At 59.3% G+C, this 15,697-nt stretch carries 12 protein-coding genes and 1 riboswitch; of the genes, 7 read left to right on the forward strand and 5 right to left on the reverse strand.

From position 1 onward, the window contains the following. Window positions 1-90: 90 nt before the first annotated feature. The 3 genes from AB4P92_RS20985 to AB4P92_RS20995 all read right to left on the reverse strand — a co-directional run bounded on the left by AB4P92_RS20985 (window position 91) and on the right by AB4P92_RS20995 (window position 2,924). Window positions 91-675, reverse strand: a complete 585-nt coding sequence (locus AB4P92_RS20985) for a TMEM165/GDT1 family protein (protein WP_115148164.1) — start codon at window positions 673-675, stop codon at window positions 91-93. A gap of 89 nt (window positions 676-764) precedes the next feature. Next, window positions 765-887, reverse strand: a riboswitch (yybP-ykoY riboswitch). A 40-nt stretch (window positions 888-927) separates the two neighbouring features. Continuing rightward, the gene (locus AB4P92_RS20990) at window positions 928-1,926 is read right to left on the reverse strand and encodes a class I SAM-dependent methyltransferase (protein ID WP_042561018.1); all 999 of its coding nucleotides are present in this window, start codon (window positions 1,924-1,926) and stop codon (window positions 928-930) included. Between the two features lie 32 nt (window positions 1,927-1,958). Further along, window positions 1,959-2,924: a 2-hydroxyacid dehydrogenase gene (locus AB4P92_RS20995; protein WP_395598088.1), complete on the reverse strand. Its 966-nt coding sequence runs from the start codon at window positions 2,922-2,924 to the stop codon at window positions 1,959-1,961. Between the two features lie 157 nt (window positions 2,925-3,081). Here AB4P92_RS20995 and AB4P92_RS21000 point away from each other — a divergent pair, with 157 nt between their 5' ends. From AB4P92_RS21000 to AB4P92_RS21020, 5 genes are all read left to right on the forward strand, one after another. Beyond that, on the forward strand, window positions 3,082-3,711 hold the full coding sequence (locus AB4P92_RS21000) for a LysE family translocator (RefSeq protein ID WP_042561016.1): 630 nt from the start codon (window positions 3,082-3,084) through the stop codon (window positions 3,709-3,711). Window positions 3,712-3,997: 286 nt separating this feature from the next. Beyond that, window positions 3,998-5,680: a fatty acid--CoA ligase gene (locus tag AB4P92_RS21005; RefSeq protein ID WP_047303120.1), complete on the forward strand. Its 1,683-nt coding sequence runs from the start codon at window positions 3,998-4,000 to the stop codon at window positions 5,678-5,680. 337 nt (window positions 5,681-6,017) lie between these two features. Next, window positions 6,018-7,907: a DUF1302 domain-containing protein gene (locus AB4P92_RS21010; protein WP_042561014.1), complete on the forward strand. Its 1,890-nt coding sequence runs from the start codon at window positions 6,018-6,020 to the stop codon at window positions 7,905-7,907. 27 nt (window positions 7,908-7,934) lie between these two features. Continuing rightward, window positions 7,935-9,299, forward strand: a complete 1,365-nt coding sequence (locus AB4P92_RS21015) for a DUF1329 domain-containing protein (RefSeq protein ID WP_042561013.1) — start codon at window positions 7,935-7,937, stop codon at window positions 9,297-9,299. 307 nt (window positions 9,300-9,606) lie between these two features. After that, the gene (locus AB4P92_RS21020) at window positions 9,607-12,339 is read left to right on the forward strand and encodes a LuxR C-terminal-related transcriptional regulator (protein ID WP_395598089.1); all 2,733 of its coding nucleotides are present in this window, start codon (window positions 9,607-9,609) and stop codon (window positions 12,337-12,339) included. Window positions 12,340-12,391: 52 nt separating this feature from the next. Here AB4P92_RS21020 and AB4P92_RS21025 read toward each other — a convergent pair whose 3' ends face one another. Next, entirely contained in the window at window positions 12,392-13,201 is an 810-nt protein-coding gene (locus AB4P92_RS21025) for a PP2C family serine/threonine-protein phosphatase (protein WP_261735999.1), read from the reverse strand. A 175-nt stretch (window positions 13,202-13,376) separates the two neighbouring features. Between AB4P92_RS21025 and AB4P92_RS21030 the strand changes: the two genes are divergently transcribed. Together AB4P92_RS21030 and AB4P92_RS21035 are read left to right on the forward strand one after the other, a co-directional pair. Continuing rightward, window positions 13,377-14,021 (forward strand): MBL fold metallo-hydrolase, encoded by a 645-nt coding sequence (locus tag AB4P92_RS21030; RefSeq protein WP_042561011.1) that lies wholly within the window; start codon window positions 13,377-13,379, stop codon window positions 14,019-14,021. Window positions 14,022-14,137: 116 nt separating this feature from the next. Next, window positions 14,138-14,869: an OmpA family protein gene (locus tag AB4P92_RS21035; RefSeq protein ID WP_042561010.1), complete on the forward strand. Its 732-nt coding sequence runs from the start codon at window positions 14,138-14,140 to the stop codon at window positions 14,867-14,869. 252 nt (window positions 14,870-15,121) lie between these two features. Here the strand turns inward: AB4P92_RS21035 and AB4P92_RS21040 are convergent, their stop codons facing one another. Continuing rightward, window positions 15,122-15,556 (reverse strand): YhcB family protein, encoded by a 435-nt coding sequence (locus AB4P92_RS21040; RefSeq protein WP_042561009.1) that lies wholly within the window; start codon window positions 15,554-15,556, stop codon window positions 15,122-15,124. Window positions 15,557-15,697: the final 141 nt, after the last annotated feature.

The following is a 15,697-nucleotide window of genomic DNA, read 5'->3' on the forward strand; positions in this document are numbered from 1 at the left end:
TAGTGCTCACACAATCTGTGAGCGCCGTACATCCCTGTGGGAGCGAGCCTGCTCGCGAAGACCGATGACGCGGTCTATCGACTTGTGCCGTTAAATCCAGCCACTGCTCTGCATCGCCTTGTACACCGCAACGAGCGCCAGAATCAGGAATGCCGAGGCCGCCAGGCGTCGGATCAAGGTCAGTGGCAGTTTGTCCGCTGCAAAATTACCCGCCAGTACGACCGGCACGTTGGCAATCAGCATGCCCAATGTGGTGCCGATGATCACCAGCCACAACTCCGGATATTGCGCGGCGAGCATCACCGTCGCAACCTGGGTTTTGTCGCCCATTTCAGCAAGGAAGAACGCGATAAGCGTGGTCAGGAACGGACCGAACTTGCGCGCGGTGCTGGCTTCATCGTCATCCATTTTGTCCGGGACCAATGTCCACAGTGCAGTGGCTGCGAAGCTTGCGGCGAGAATCCAGTGCAACACGGAGTCGGAGAAGAAGCTGCCAAACCAGGCACCTACCGCACCGGCTGCTGCGTGGTTGGCCAGGGTCGCAGCGACGATGCCGGCAATGATCGGCCAGGGTTTGCGAAAGCGAGCGGCCAGAATCAGCGCGAGCAGTTGCGTCTTGTCGCCGATTTCGGCCAAGGCAACGATTGCGGTGGGAACGAGTAAAGAGTCCAGCATCAGGATTTTCCTAAGGGGCGGGTCGACACGGCTATGACACGTACAGCCTTCCCGCCCCGGGTAAGGTGTGCGTGTCATAGGTCTTGTCAAACCCTGCAATCCGTCTGATGCGGACGCTTGGGTCGCATACGCCATGATCTGAGGATCAAGTATGTTGACGTATGCCGGACGAGCTTGGTGCTCGTGGGAGACTACTCCCCTAGGACGGAGCGGATTCTGCCTTCGCAAATCCGATAGAGCAAGAACAAATTTTCAGCCGCGCTTGGCCCGGTAAATCCGGAAACCGTTACCCTCAGCCTTGATCGCACAGATCCCGAGGTGCTCTTCAATCAACGGTTGATACTTCAGGAAGCTATTGGCAACCAGGCGAAGTTCGCCACCGTTTTTCAGATGTTTGGCCGCTTTTCGCAGCAAGTTCTCGGTGGCGAAATAATCGGTATGAACGCCGACATGGAACGGTGGATTGCTCAGAATCGCGCTCAGTCCCATCGGTGCAGCATCGATACCGTCACCGGTCAGCACTTCAGCCTCCAGCCCGTTGGCTGCAAGCGTCAGACGGCTGCTGGCGGCGGCAAAAGCGTCGACGTCGAGCAACGTGACCTGGTTGTGCGGGTAGCGACGTTTTACCGCAGCCCCCAACACTCCAGCGCCACAGCCGAAATCCAGCAGGTGGCCGCTCGGCAGTTTGTCCAGATGCTCCAGCAACAGCGCGCTGCCGCGATCCAGTCGACCATGGCTGAACACGCCCGGCAGGCTGATGACTTTTAGCGGACCTTCGGCCAGCGGCAATTCATAGGTTTGTGCCAGGCTTTCCAGCGACTTCACTTCAGGGGCATTGGCTACCGTGACTTGCCAGAGCTGGCAGTGCCGCGCGCTGTCGAGCTTGCGCGGCTTGCCGAACGGGTTGAGTTGCTTGGACGCGCCTTCGATGCCGCTGCGTTTTTCCCCGACCAGAAATACTTCGCGCCCGGCCAGGCGCGCGGCCACGGCGTTGAGGATGTAGTCGGTCAAGTCCTTGGACTTGGGCAGGAACACCACGGCGCTGTCGAACTCGCGCTCGGGGATGTTCACGCCGAAATGGCTGCGGCCTTCGAAGCGCGCCTCCAGGGCGTTTTGATCACCGGCATGCCAGCACCAGCCAAACGCGTTGGGCAGGCGACCGAGCAAATCGTCGGCAGGCAAACCGGCCAACAACAGCGAACCCTGGAATAACTCGGGCTGACGAAGCAGTACTTCACTGCGCGGATCCATATCTGCTCCTCAAAAAAAAGTGCCGCAGTTTATCAACTGACGACCCGCAGCGCCTTACCGCTGAAGAACGCTTCGGCGTTTTCGGTCAATTGACCGACGATGCGCTGCCGCGCCTCACGGCTGCCCCAGGCGTTGTGCGGCGTGACGATCAGGCGCGGAATGTCGGCGGCCAGCAGCGGATTGCCCTGAGTGGGCGGCTCGACACTCAGCACGTCAGTGGCGGCGCCGCCTAGATGACCGGCGCGCAAGGCATCGGCCAGCGCCTGTTCATCGATCAGTCCGCCGCGGGCGGTGTTAATCACGAACGCGCCGGGTTTCATCGAAGCCAGTTCGCGAGCGCCGATGAAGTGGCGAGTGTGTTCGTTGAGCGGGCAGTGCAACGTCAGGGCGTCGATCTGCGGGAGCAATTCATCCAGCGGCAAACGATCCGCCCGGGCAGGGCGCCCCGGGATCTGCCCGAGCAATACGCGCATGCCGAACGCTTCGGCCAGTTGCGCAACGGCGCCGCCGAGTTCGCCATGACCGAGCAAGCCGAGGGTTTTGCCTTGCAGTTCGACAATCGGGTAGTCGAGCAGGCAGAACTGTTTCGCCTGCTGCCAGCGACCGTCACCGACGGCTTTTTGATAATCGGCCAGGCGGGTGGCGAGGTTGAGCAACAGCATGATGGTGTGTTGCGCCACCGATGGCGTGCCGTAACCCTGGCAGTTGCACACCGTGATGCCGTGGGCGCGAGCGGCCACCAGATCGACGTTGTTGGTGCCAGTGGCGGTGATCAGGATCAGTTTCAGGTCAGGGTTGGTGGCCATGGCGGCGGCGTCGATCAGGATCTTGTTGCTGATCGCCACGGTGGCACCTTGCAGGCGTTGGGCAACCTGTTCAGGCAAGGTCTGAGCGAACAATTGCAAGTCGCTGAAGCAGGCGCGCAACGGGCTGAGGTCGAGATCGCCAAGATCCAGTGAAGGATGATCAAGGAATACGGCGCGGCGCGGGTTCGTCATCAATTGTACCTTTTGTGCTGTGAACGGAAGGCGTAATCTGCCGAGCCTACCAGATGAAACAATTGGTTACTCGGTGTCGGCGGTGCTCCAAAATCCTGTGGGAGCGAGCACCTGCGCCTTGAGTCCGATTTGACTGATCAACTCCAGAGGAGCCCCCATGTACTGGACCGAGTTCTTGACCGTTGCACTGATCCACCTGCTGGCCGTCGCCAGCCCCGGCCCGGACTTTGCCGTGGTGGTGCGCGAGAGCGTCACCCACGGAAGACGCGCCGGTACCTGGACGGCGCTGGGTGTGGGCACGGCGATTTTCCTGCATGTGGGCTATTCGCTGCTGGGCATCGGTTTGATCGTGTCGCAGTCGATTGTGCTGTTCAACGCGCTGAAATGGGCGGCGGCGGCGTACCTGCTGTACATCGGCTTCAAGGCCTTGCGTGCGCAACCGGCAAAAGCCGTCAGCGATGACTTGCACAAGGAAGCGGGCGAGCGCACCGCCCGTGGTGCGTTCACTTCGGGCTTCGTGACCAACGGCCTGAATCCGAAAGCCACACTGTTCTTCCTGTCGTTGTTCACCGTGGTGATCAACCCGCACACGCCCCTGGCGATGCAGGCCGGCTACGGCGTTTACCTCGCTGTCGCGACCGCTTTCTGGTTCTGCCTGGTGGCCATGCTGTTCAGCCAGCAACGCGTACGCGCCGGTTTCGCCCGCATGGGCCACTGGTTCGACCGCACCATGGGCGCTGTGCTGATCGCCCTCGGTGTGAAAATCGCGTTCACCGAGATGCATTGATCCGGCGAGAGCCTGAGGGCTGCGGGCTATTGGATGGCCGCGATCCTGTAGGAGCTGCCGAAGGCTGCGATCTTTTGATCTTAAAAACACATCAAAAGATCGCAGCCTTCGGCAGCTCCTACAAAGGGCTCGTTCATGACTTTCCCCTTCCATCCTGCAAATGCTGGCGCAAAGCTAGCATTTGTACGGCTCTGCAAATCATTCCTTTGGCTGATTTGGCTGGCGTATAAGGGTTTTAGAGTACAAATCTCTACGCCAACACCGAGCCGTCAGAAAAGGGATTCTTATGTTGCAGACTCGCGTCATTCCCCCAGCCGATGGGGCCTACCAGTATCCATTGCTGATCAAACGGCTGCTGATGTCCGGTGCCCGTTACGAGAAAACCCGCGAGATCATCTACCGTGACCAGTTACGCTACAGCTACCCGACCCTGATCGAACGCGTGGCGCGGCTGGCCAACGTGTTGACGGCTGCCGGCGTCAAGGCCGGTGACACCGTGGCGGTGATGGACTGGGACAGTCACCGTTACCTGGAATGCATGTTTGCCGTTCCGATGATCGGCGCGGTGATCCACACCATCAACGTGCGCCTGTCCCCGGAACAGATCCTCTACACCATGAACCACGCCGAGGACCGCTTCGTGCTGGTCAACAGCGAGTTCGTCGGGCTGTACCAGGCGATTGCGCCGCACCTGACCACGGTCGAGAAAACCCTGCTGCTGACCGATCTGCCGGAAAAAACCGCCGAGCTGCCGAATCTGGTGGGCGAATACGAGCAACTGCTGGCCGCCGCCAGCCCGCAGTACAACTTTGAGGACTTCGACGAAAACTCGGTCGCCACCACGTTCTATACAACCGGCACCACCGGCAACCCGAAAGGCGTGTACTTCACCCATCGGCAACTGGTGCTGCACACCATGGGCGTGTCGACGATCATGGGCTCCATCGACAGTGTGCGCCTGCTTGGCACCAACGACGTCTATATGCCAATCACGCCGATGTTCCATGTCCACGCGTGGGGCCTGCCTTATGTGGCGACCATGCTCGGGCTCAAACAGGTTTATCCGGGGCGTTACGATCCGGAGTTTCTGGTGGAGCTGTGGCGCAAGGAGAAGGTCACGTTCTCCCATTGCGTGCCGACCATTCTGCAAATGCTGCTCAACGCCAAAGGTGCGCAGGAAACCGATTTCGGCGGCTGGAAAATCGTCATCGGCGGCAGCGCACTCAACCGTACCCTGTACGAAACCGCCAAGGCTCGCGGCATTCAACTGACCGCCGCCTATGGCATGTCCGAGACCGGACCATTGGTATCGTGCGCACACCTCAACGACGAGCTGATGGCCGGCACGGAGGACGAACGCACCACTTATCGAATCAAGGCCGGTGTGCCGGGCCCGCTGGTGGAAGCCGCGATTGTCGATGCCGAGGGCAACTTCCTCCCGGCCGATGGCGAAACCCAGGGTGAACTGGTGCTGCGTGCGCCGTGGCTGACCGAAGGTTATTTTAACGAACCGCAAAAAGGCGCCGAACTGTGGGCCGGCGGCTGGCTGCACACCGGCGACGTCGCGACGCTCGACAGCATGGGCGTGATCGACATCCGTGACCGGATCAAGGACGTGATCAAGACCGGTGGCGAATGGATTTCCTCGCTGGACCTCGAAGACCTGATCAGCCGTCACGTCGCGGTACGCGAAGTAGCAGTGGTGGGCATCGCCGATCCGCAGTGGGGCGAGCGCCCGTTTGCCCTGCTGGTGATCCGTGAAGGGCATGAAATCGGGGCGCGGGAGCTCAAGGAGCACCTCAAGCCATTTGTGGAGCTGGGGCATCTGAGCAAGTGGGCGATTCCGAGTCAGATCGCTCTTGTTACGGAAATTCCCAAGACCAGCGTCGGCAAGCTCGACAAGAAGCGTATCCGTCTCGACATCACTGAATGGCAGGCCAATAACAGCACCTTCCTCTCGACCCTTTAAGTCCCTGCTGGCGCGCCGAAAACGGCGCGCCAGACCCGCCAAGCAAGCGCTTGCCTTGTGAAATCGAAAATTTCAGCCATCCTTGCCATGCCGACACGTGTCGGCCTGGCGAAAGGACTGTTCCAGAGTGGTCGGCAGCTGCAAATCACACTTTAGAGGGATCAAGCTCTACAACCTGCTGGCTATAGTCCACTTAAGGATTTTTAAGAACGTGGCACACGCACAAGATGGGGCGATGCATCTTTGGAGTGACGTCGGACAGCCTTTGGCATCCGGTCCTTCAGGCGTTTTTAAAAGTACTCACTGCCATAACAATAATGCACATGGAGTAGCGTCGATGACCTCAGTAAACCAGTTCTGGCGCCGGGCGAAACTGCCTCTGGCGGTCAGTCTTGCTTCTTCGCTCGCCGGGCCTGCATTCGGCGTCAGTTTCAACGTTGGTGAAATCGAAGGTCAGTTCGATTCATCCCTGTCGATCGGCGCAAGTTGGTCTACCCAGAGCCCGAACAAGAACCTCATCGGCGTCAACAATGGTGGTCACGGCCTGTCGCAGACTTCTGACGATGGCCACGCCAACTTCAAGAGCGGCGAAACCTTTTCGAAGATCTTCAAGGGCATCCATGACCTTGAATTGAAATACGGCGACACCGGCGTGTTCGTCCGTGGCAAATACTGGTACGACTTCGAACTCAAGGACGAAAGCCGTCAGTTCAAGGACATCAGCGACAGCAATCGCAAGGAAGGCGCCAAGTCTTCCGGCGGGCAGATCCTCGACGCCTTCGTCTACCACAACTACGCCATCGCCGATCAGCCGGGCTCGGTTCGTCTGGGCAAGCAGGTAGTGAGCTGGGGTGAAAGTACCTTCATCGGTGGCGGCATCAACTCGATCAACCCGATCGACGTGTCTGCATTCCGTCGTCCAGGTGCCGAGATCAAGGAAGGCCTGATCCCGGTCAACATGTTCTACGTGTCTCAGAGCCTGACCGACAATCTGTCGGCCGAAGCCTTCTATCAGCTGGAATGGGACCAGACCGTTGTCGATAACTGCGGCACCTTCTTTTCGCAGCCGGACATTGTCGCCGACGGTTGCAACGACAACCTGCGCGTGCTGAACAAGCGTTCGACTATTCCAGCCGTTGCACTGGGGCCGTTGGCCGCCAACGGCGTCGATGTCAATCAGGAAGGCGTTCTGGTACGCCGTGGTCCGGATCGCGATGCCCGTGACAGCGGTCAGTGGGGCGCGTCCCTGAAGTACATGTTCGAGCCTCTGGATACCGAGTTCGGCGCGTACTTCATGAACTACCACAGCCGTGCGCCGATCTTCAGCGCAACCGGTGCGCCGCGGTCGGTCTACAACACTGCAGCCGGTCTGCCCGGGCCGTTCGCAGCTCTCGCACCACTGCTGGTGGCGGGCAACTCGAATTACTTTATTGAATACCCTGAGGACATTCGCCTCTACGGCCTGAGCTTCTCTACCACCCTGCCTACCGGTACGGCGTGGAGCGGTGAGATCAGCTATCGCCCGAATGCACCCGTACAACTGAACTCCACCGACATCCTGTTCGCCGGTGTTCGTCCGCTGGGCGGCGCACTGACCAACGCTTCGCTGCTAAATGGCGTTCCTGGTCAGGATCTGCACGGCTATGAGCGCAAGGAAATCACCCAACTGCAGACGACCTTCACGCACTTCTTCGATCAGGTCATGGGCGCCAGCCGTCTGACCCTCGTGGGTGAAGCGGGCATGACCTACGTGGGCGGTCTGGAAAGCCGTTCCGACAAGCGTTATGGCCGGGATCCGGTTTATGGTCCGGGTGAGTTGCCGGCCACTGGCGGTATCAATACCTGCGCCAACATTCTCAACGCCAGCACCATCAATGGTGCAGGGCCGGGTTCGCCGCAGAACAACCGCAGCCGCAATTGCGACAACGACGGCTTCACCACATCGATGTCGTGGGGCTATCGCGGTCGGGCCATCTGGGATTACAACGACGTCTTCGCCGGTGTGAACCTCAAGCCGAACGTGGCCTGGTCCCATGACGTCAGCGGCTACTCGCCTGGCCCTGGCGGCAACTTCGAGGAAGGTCGCAAAGCGGTCAGTCTGGGCGTCGATGCCGAGTACCAGAACACCTACACCGCGAGCCTGGCCTACACCAACTTCTTCGACGGCAAGTACACCACCGTGGATGACCGCGACTTCGTTGCGCTCAGCTTCGGCGTGAACTTCTAAGCACTGCATTTCAGGACGAACGAATTTATGAAAATAACAAAAAGTCTGTTCCACGCCGGTGTTCTGGGTCTGTCGCTGCTGGCGACCGGCGTCATGGCCGCAGTGCCTGCTGGCGAAGCGGACAAGCTGGGCAAGAGCCTGACCCCGATGGGCGCAGAAATGGCGGGTAACGCCGATGGCTCGATCCCGGCCTGGAAGCCGTTGCCGAAGAATGCCGGTGCGGTCGATGCGCGTGGTTTCCTGTCCAACCCTTACGCCAGTGAGCAGCCGTTGTTCACCATCACCGCCAAGGATGTCGACAAGTACAAGGACAAACTTGCGCCGGGCCAGTACGCGATGTTCAAGCGCTACCCGGAAACCTTCAAGATGCCGGTCTATCCATCGCATCGCGGCGCTACCGTGCCGGATGAGGTGTTCGCCTCCATCAAGAAAAACGCCACCACCACCACGCTGGTGTCGGGCGGCAACGGTCTGGAAAACTTCGAAACGGCTGTGCCGTTCCCGATTCCTAAAACCGGCGTCGAAGTCATCTGGAACCACATCACCCGCTATCGTGGCGGCAGCGTGACGCGTCTGGTGACCCAGGCCACGCCGCAACCGAACGGCTCGTACAGCCTGGTGTATTTCCAGGATCAGTTCGTGTTCCGCGACAAGATGAAAGACTACGATCCGGCGAACCCAGGCAACATCCTGTTTTACTTCAAGCAGAAAGTGACTGCGCCGGCACGTCTGGCCGGTGGTGTGCTGCTGGTGCACGAAACCCTCGACCAGGTTAAAGAGCCACGTTCGGCGTGGGTCTACAACGCCGGTCAGCGCCGTGTGCGCCGCGCACCGCAAGTGTCCTATGACGGCCCGGGTACTGCGGCGGACGGTCTGCGTACCTCCGACAACCTGGACATGTTCAACGGCGCGCCGGATCGCTACGACTGGAAGCTCGAAGGCAAAAAAGAGATGTACATCGCCTCCGACAGCTACAAGCTCGACGATCCGAAACTGAAATACGCCGACATCATCAAGGCCGGCCACATCAACCAGGATCTGGCGCGTTACGAGCTGCGCCGGGTCTGGCACGTGGTTGCGACCCTGAAGGAAGGTCAGCGCCACATCTACGCCAAACGTGACTTCTACATCGACGAGGACACCTGGCAAGCAGCGGTCATCGACCATTACGACGGTCGTGGTCAGCTGTGGCGTGTGGCCGAGGCGCATGCCGAGAACTACTACGACAAACAAGTGCCGTGGTATGCCCTGGAAACCCTCTACGACCTGCAATCCGGCCGCTACCTGGCGCTGGGCATGAAGAACGAAGAGAAGAGTGCGTATGACTTCGGCTTCACCGCGACCACCAGCGACTTCACCCCGGCCGCTCTGCGTCAGGAAGGTGTTCGTTAAACCGCTGTAAACCCGAGGCCGCATCCTCGTGAAAACGCCCCGACTGGTTCGGGGCGTTTTTTTTTGATCATTTTGTACCGCTTTGTGTAGGCGTTGCCGCAGGCTGTGATCTTTTAATCCTGCTTTGGATTCAGAAACATTCTCGTCAAAAGATTGCAGCCTTCGGCAGCGCCTACAGGATTTGGCGTGCAGGTCGTTGTAGCCTTTTTGTAGCCATTTGTAGCAACTACCTTCATAACCGGTTCGTTTAAGGCTAGTCTGCGGACATCTGCAACGCCGCCAACAGCAATTCGAACAAGAGCCGGCCATGACTGATCTGTCCCCACTTCCGGGTCCCGCAAGCGTTGCCGTCGCGGCACTGGACGGGCGTTTTTTTCGCCCGCCGCTGCCTGACGGACACGTATTGCGACCACGCCTTTGCGAGCGCCTGCAAGCAGGACTCGGTGGACGGCTGTTGCTGGTCAGCGCCCCCGCAGGTTTCGGCAAGAGTTCGCTGGCCGTGGAGTTTTGCCAGAGTCTGCCGGCGCATTGGCAAAGTCTCTGGCTGGGCCTGAGCCCACGGGACAGCGACCCCGGTCGCTTTCTCGAGCGCTTGCTCGAAGGCCTGCAAGACTATTTCCCCGAACTGGGCAGCCGCGCGCTCGGCCTGCTGAAGATGCGTCAACGCCACCAGCCGTTTGCCTTTGAAGAATGGCTCGACGGTCTGCTCGACGAGCTGGCGCAGCACCTTGATCCGGCGACACCCTTGTTGCTGGTGCTCGACGATTATCATCTCGCCCAAGGCCCGGTGCTCGACCGTTGCCTGCAGTTTTTCCTCAACCACTTGCCCGAGGGTCTGCTGGTGATGGTCACCAGTCGGCAGCGCCCTGACTGGCACCTGGCGCGCTTGCGACTGTCGCGGCAACTGTTGGAACTGCACGAGCAGGATTTACGCCTGACCCATGACGAAGCCCTGACATTGCTCGATCGCCACAGCACTTCATTGCGCGGCGAAGCGTTGGAAAACCTCATCCAGCGCAGCGAAGGCTGGGTCGCCGGGCTGCGTTTCTGGCTGCTGGCAGCATCCGAAGCCGGCAGTGAAGCCGCATTGCCGCAAGCGCTGAACGGCGGGGAAGGGCTGATCCGCGACTATCTGCTTGAAGAAGTCATCGATTGCCTGCCCATCGAAGTGCAATCGTTTCTCTACGACACCGCACCGCAGGAGCGCTTTTGCAGCGAACTGTGCGATGCCGTGCGCGAAGCCCATGACAGTGCCGAGATCCTGCGTTTCCTGCAGGCGCATCAGGTGTTTCTGGTGCCGCTGGATGAACACGGGCACTGGTATCGCTATCACCATTTGTTTTCCGACCTGTTGCGCAGTCGCCCGGTTGCACAGGCCATGGTGCCCACCGGAACGCTGCATTTGCGCGCCTGTCGCTGGTTCAACGCTCAGGGTTTACTCGATGAGGCCGTGGAGCAGGCGTTGCGTGCCGGCCACCTCGACGTCGCGGCTAATCTGGTGCAGAACCTGTCGGAGGAGCAACTGTTGGCCGAGCAGAATGTCGGCATGCTGTTGCGCTGGAAAATGGACTTGCCCGACAGCCTGTTGATCAGCACGCCGCGCTTGATCGTCTTGTACAGCTGGGCGCTGGGGCTGGCGTGTCAGCTCGATGCGGCCGAAGAATTGTCCAGCCATCTGAGCCGCTTCCTGCCGGCGCCATCGGCCACGGCGCAAAAGTCGATGCTGGCGCAATGGCTGGCGTTGAGCGGGATCATCGCGCGCGGGCGCGGTCATCGCGAGTTGACGCTCAAATACTGCAGCGAAGCGCTCGAAAGCCTGCCGGTCAAGCGCTACGGCCAGCGGCTGATGTGCTTGTCGACGTTATCCAACCTGGCGATTGCCGACGGTGATCTGTGGCGCGCGCGGGGATTGAATCGCGAGTCCCTTGAGTTGGCGCAACGCGTTGGTAACCCGTTATTTGAAGCACTGGCGCATTACGATCGCGCCCGCGTTTTGCAGGCTCGCGGTGAAATTCTGCGTTCGCTCGATGAAGTCCATCAGGGCCTGGAACGGTTGCGCGGACTTTCCCCACAGCGCCTGTATGCCGTGCGCGCGCGGCTGACGTTGTACGAAGGTTTTCTGTTGGCGATGCGCTTGCAGCCGCAGCTCGCACGCGTGCGGTTATTGGCCGGGCTCAGTGAAGCACGGGCCTGTCGCGACATCAGCGTGTTGATCGGTCACTGCGTGATCGCGCGTCTGGATGGCGCCAGCGGTGAGTTCGCCAAAGCCTTCGCCGAACTCGCTGAAGCCGAACGGCTGATGCACATCTGGGACGTGCCGCCGATCTACTATCTGGCGATGATCACCCTGGTCAAATGTGAACTGTGGCTGGCGCAGGGCCGCACCGATCTGGCCGAAGCCTGGCTGGCGCGGTTGGGCCAGACTTATACGGGCGAACGTGCGGCGGCGCCGCCGGAATTTCATCCACAACTGCCTTTGCATGTCGAACTGCAACAGGCACTGCTCGATGTTATTCAAGGGCAACCGATGCTCGCCGAAGGGCGCTTGAACGTATTGCACGAAAACGGCCAGCAAACCGGGCGTCAGTTGCTCAGCGTTATGGCGTTGACGCAGAAGGTGGCGTTGCTGTTGGCGAGCGGGCGCGAGGCGGAGGCGCGCAAAGCGCTGAATCAGGCGTTGGAGGCAGCGGCCGGGGGCGTGCTGCAACCGTTCGAGGCTTTGGTCAAGGGACACGTGGACTGGTTGCGCGGACAATTGCTGACGTCGCCAACGCTGGCAGGACAGCAATTGCTGCAACATTTTCCGCCAGCCGCACCCCGTCCGGCCGTGGAATCAAGTACTACCGAACAGCTCAGCAGTCGCGAACTGGCGGTATTGCGGTTGATTGCTCAGGGCTGCTCGAATCAGGAAATCAGCGAGCAGTTGTTCATCTCGCTGCATACCGTTAAAACCCACGCCAGCCATATCAACAGCAAACTTGGGGTTGAGCGGCGTACGCAGGCAGTGGCGCGGGCTAAAGAGTTGGGGGTGTTGCAGTGACCGCCGTTTGACGCCTCTGGAGCAAGGAGAAACTTGAACCAGAGTTTGTCGTTCACGCTGTTCCGGCAAAGTCCGTGCGTTTTATCGAATTCTCACGCTGGAGAATTGAAATCAGCCCCAAGGCGCAATCATCTGCAGTTTCGCTGGCGATGGACTGTTGCAGGTGCTCGCTCAAAACAGCCTTGAATTTTTTTCCCGGCAACGTTGCATTCCACTCCAGCAGTTTTTGCACTGCCGGTGCGGGAACGCCGCTGGACTTTTGGTAAAGGCTTTCTGCTGTGCCGGCACTCATGATCGCAAAACCCGTCGGCGCTAAGACTGTCCCGCGGTACAGCCTGAGCTTCGATATCGCTTTAGGGTCATTCAGCAACGAGGTGGTATTGGTGAGCTCGTCATTTTCTGGAGGCGAAAGGGTCTCGAGTTGCCCGTCCGGATCAATCAGTGCAATGACGCCGACTCCCAAGTTGCCCGCCATATAGCGACCTTGTGAGTAAGCGACGAACGACAGAGTGCAGGCCAGATCGTTGATCTCGCAGCCGAGCTTAGCGGATTTGCGTCTGAACGCGTCCAGGCAACGATTGATCAGGCGCTGGGCTGCCTTGGCGTTGTGCTTTTCCATGTTCTGCCAAAGGCTTTCAAAGTTTTTGCAGACGTAGGCGAGTGTCGCGGTTACTGCGACTTGGGCGCCGATGTCCGAGCGGGCTCTGGAGCCAGCGCCGTCGGCCAAGGCAATGCATGTCACAGCGTTCGACTCTCTTGCCGCGACGTAGTCCTGGCAAGGTGCTTGAGTTTCCAGATGCGAGCGTCCTGCCACAGACGCGAAAGCGGTTTTACAGGTGAAGTCCAGCGTGAGGTCAGACATGGTGTCCTTAAGGGAAGGCGTCCATAAGAGGGCGCTTTTATCGACGAGCACGTGTTCCATTGGGTAGGGATTGACTACCTGCCGTCTTGTTTAGCAATTGGCTGGGCGCGAGGATAACCTATCGATTTTGCGGATCACAACCGCAGCGGCACGCCTTGGTATCAGGATCAAAATTATGCAAACCCCGAACACAGCCCTTATCCGCGAAACCTTCCCCGTCGGCCCTTTGCAATGCAACTGCACGATCATCGGCGATCCGATCACAAAAAAAGCCATCGTCGTCGACCCGGGTGGCAATCCCGACTTGATCATGGCCCGCCTCGATGCGCTGGGCCTGAAAGTGGTCAGCATCATCCATACCCACGCGCATCTCGATCATTTCCTCGCTTCCGGGCAGATGAAGGAAAAGACCGGCGCGACCCTGCATCTGCACAAGGAAGATCAGTTCCTCTGGGACAACCTCGAGATGCAATGCCAGATGTTCGGCGTGCCCTACGTTCCGGTGCCATCACCGGATCGCTGGTTGTCGGACGATGAGGAGCTGGCTTGCGGTTGCGGGGTGGCACTGCATACGCCGGGTCATACGCCCGGTTCCATGAGCTTTTGGTTTTCCGAGGCTAAGCTGTTGATTGCCGGCGACACACTTTTTCGTCGCGGGGTAGGGCGCACGGATTTATGGGGTGGCGATCAGGCGACCATCGTGCGATCGATCAAGCAGCGGCTGTACACCCTGGACGAAGATGCAACGGTGGTTACCGGGCATGGTCCGGACACGCGTCTGGGTGATGAAATGCGCGAAAACCCTTTTGTACGGGCGTAAATATTTTGTCATGGGTGGGCGGCGGAATTTTTGTCCATTGTCATGATCCAACGCCCGCAGAGGTTTATTGCCAACCGGCCGCTGCACCTCAGAATGCAGAAAAGTAGGAGCTCTTCATGTTCACCAAGCGTCGTTTGATTATTGTCGCTACTGCCGTGGCCTTGTTGTCCGGCTGCGCCTCGCCTAACCCTTATGACAACCAGGGCCAGGCCGACGGCGGCTCCCAAGGCATGAGCAAAACCGCCAAGTACGGCGGCCTCGGCGCTCTGGCCGGTGCACTGGCTGGTGCCGCTATCGGTCACGATAACCGTGGCAAGGGTGCCTTGATTGGTGCTGCCGTGGTGGGTGCTTCGGCGGCCGGTTACGGTTACTACGCCGATCAGCAAGAGAAGAAACTGCGTGCCAGCATGGCCAATACCGGGGTTGAAGTGCAGCGTCAGGGCGATCAGATCAAGCTGATCATGCCGGGTAACATCACGTTCGCCACCGATTCGGCGAATATCGCCTCCAGCTTCTATCAGCCATTGAATAACCTCGCCGGCTCCCTGAAGGAGTTCAGCCAGAACCAGATCGAAATCGTCGGCTATACCGACAGCACCGGCAGCCGCCAGCACAACATGGACCTGTCCCAGCGTCGTGCGCAGAGCGTGGCGACCTACCTGACGTCGCAAGGTGTCAGCGGTGCCAACCTGTCGGCCCGTGGCGCCGGTCCGGATAATCCAATCGCCAGTAACGGTGACGTCAATGGTCGGGCGCAGAACCGTCGCGTTGAGGTCAACCTGAAGGCGATTCCGGGCCAGCAGTATGGTGCTCAGCAACAGCCGGGCACGGTTCAGCAGTATCCGTAACTGATGGCCTGAATGAAAAAATGCCCGATCCTGTGATCGGGCATTTTTTTTGTGGCCGGTGCTGGCTCCATCGCGGGCAAGCCCGCTCCCACAGGGTTATGTGTGGAACACGGATTTTGTGTACACCAAAGAAACCTTTAGGAGCGGGCTTGCCCGCGATGGGGCCGGTGCATTCACCGTAAAATCCTCAGGCACAAAAAAGCCCCCGGACAACGGAATTGTCCGGGGGCTTTTGCTTGTCGCTGCGACTGATTACTTCTTCAAACCATAATGCTCATCGAGCATGCCTGGCGCATTCGGAGTCTTCGGCGCGTAATCGCGTGGCGGCTCCTGATCGCGCGGTGGCGTCAGACGCTCGCGTGGGGCCTGCACCGATTCAGAGTGCAACGAGGCGAGCAAGCGCTGGCGAGTCTGCTCGTCCAGGGCCAGACGATTGGCACCCTCGGCGAGATGATCCTGCACTTCCTGATAGCTTTGGGTCAGTTTCTTGACCAGCATCGCGGTGCTGTTGAAGTGGGTGACCACTTCGTTTTGATAACTGTCGAAACGCTCCTGGATATCATCCAGTTGACGCTGCGTACGGCTCGGCGCAGCGTTCGGCGCAACGCGCGCGATCAGGAATCCAATGGCGACACCCACAACCAGGGCAAGAGTCGGTAACAACCAAACTAAGAGCGAGTGTTCCACGAGTCCTTCCTCTATAAACGGCTTTGCTTTACGTTAACGGCTCGAACCTGCGCTGTATACCGCGATTCACTCGCAATAGATTGGCACAGACAATTTGCTAGACGAGTCGACCCGATTCGAGGTCACGGAGTTCCTTCCTTG

It is taken from the genome of Pseudomonas sp. A0308, assembly GCF_044218815.1.
Classification (GTDB): domain Bacteria; phylum Pseudomonadota; class Gammaproteobacteria; order Pseudomonadales; family Pseudomonadaceae; genus Aquipseudomonas; species Aquipseudomonas iridis.

Excerpts from the sequence above, each read along its gene's own strand:
- AB4P92_RS21020 (WP_395598089.1), top strand. The coding sequence starts at position 9,607 with ATGACTGATCTGTCCCCACTTCCGGGTCCCGCAAGCGTTGCCGTCGCG.
- AB4P92_RS21010 (WP_042561014.1), top strand. The coding sequence starts at position 6,018 with ATGACCTCAGTAAACCAGTTCTGGCGCCGGGCGAAACTGCCTCTGGCG.
- AB4P92_RS21035 (WP_042561010.1), top strand. The coding sequence starts at position 14,138 with ATGTTCACCAAGCGTCGTTTGATTATTGTCGCTACTGCCGTGGCCTTG.
- AB4P92_RS21025 (WP_261735999.1), bottom strand. The coding sequence starts at position 13,201 with ATGTCTGACCTCACGCTGGACTTCACCTGTAAAACCGCTTTCGCGTCT.
- AB4P92_RS21015 (WP_042561013.1), top strand. The coding sequence starts at position 7,935 with ATGAAAATAACAAAAAGTCTGTTCCACGCCGGTGTTCTGGGTCTGTCG.
- AB4P92_RS20990 (WP_042561018.1), bottom strand. The coding sequence starts at position 1,926 with ATGGATCCGCGCAGTGAAGTACTGCTTCGTCAGCCCGAGTTATTCCAG.
- AB4P92_RS21030 (WP_042561011.1), top strand. The coding sequence starts at position 13,377 with ATGCAAACCCCGAACACAGCCCTTATCCGCGAAACCTTCCCCGTCGGC.
- AB4P92_RS21005 (WP_047303120.1), top strand. The coding sequence starts at position 3,998 with ATGTTGCAGACTCGCGTCATTCCCCCAGCCGATGGGGCCTACCAGTAT.
- AB4P92_RS20985 (WP_115148164.1), bottom strand. The coding sequence starts at position 675 with ATGCTGGACTCTTTACTCGTTCCCACCGCAATCGTTGCCTTGGCCGAA.
- AB4P92_RS21000 (WP_042561016.1), top strand. The coding sequence starts at position 3,082 with ATGTACTGGACCGAGTTCTTGACCGTTGCACTGATCCACCTGCTGGCC.
- AB4P92_RS20995 (WP_395598088.1), bottom strand. The coding sequence starts at position 2,924 with ATGACGAACCCGCGCCGCGCCGTATTCCTTGATCATCCTTCACTGGAT.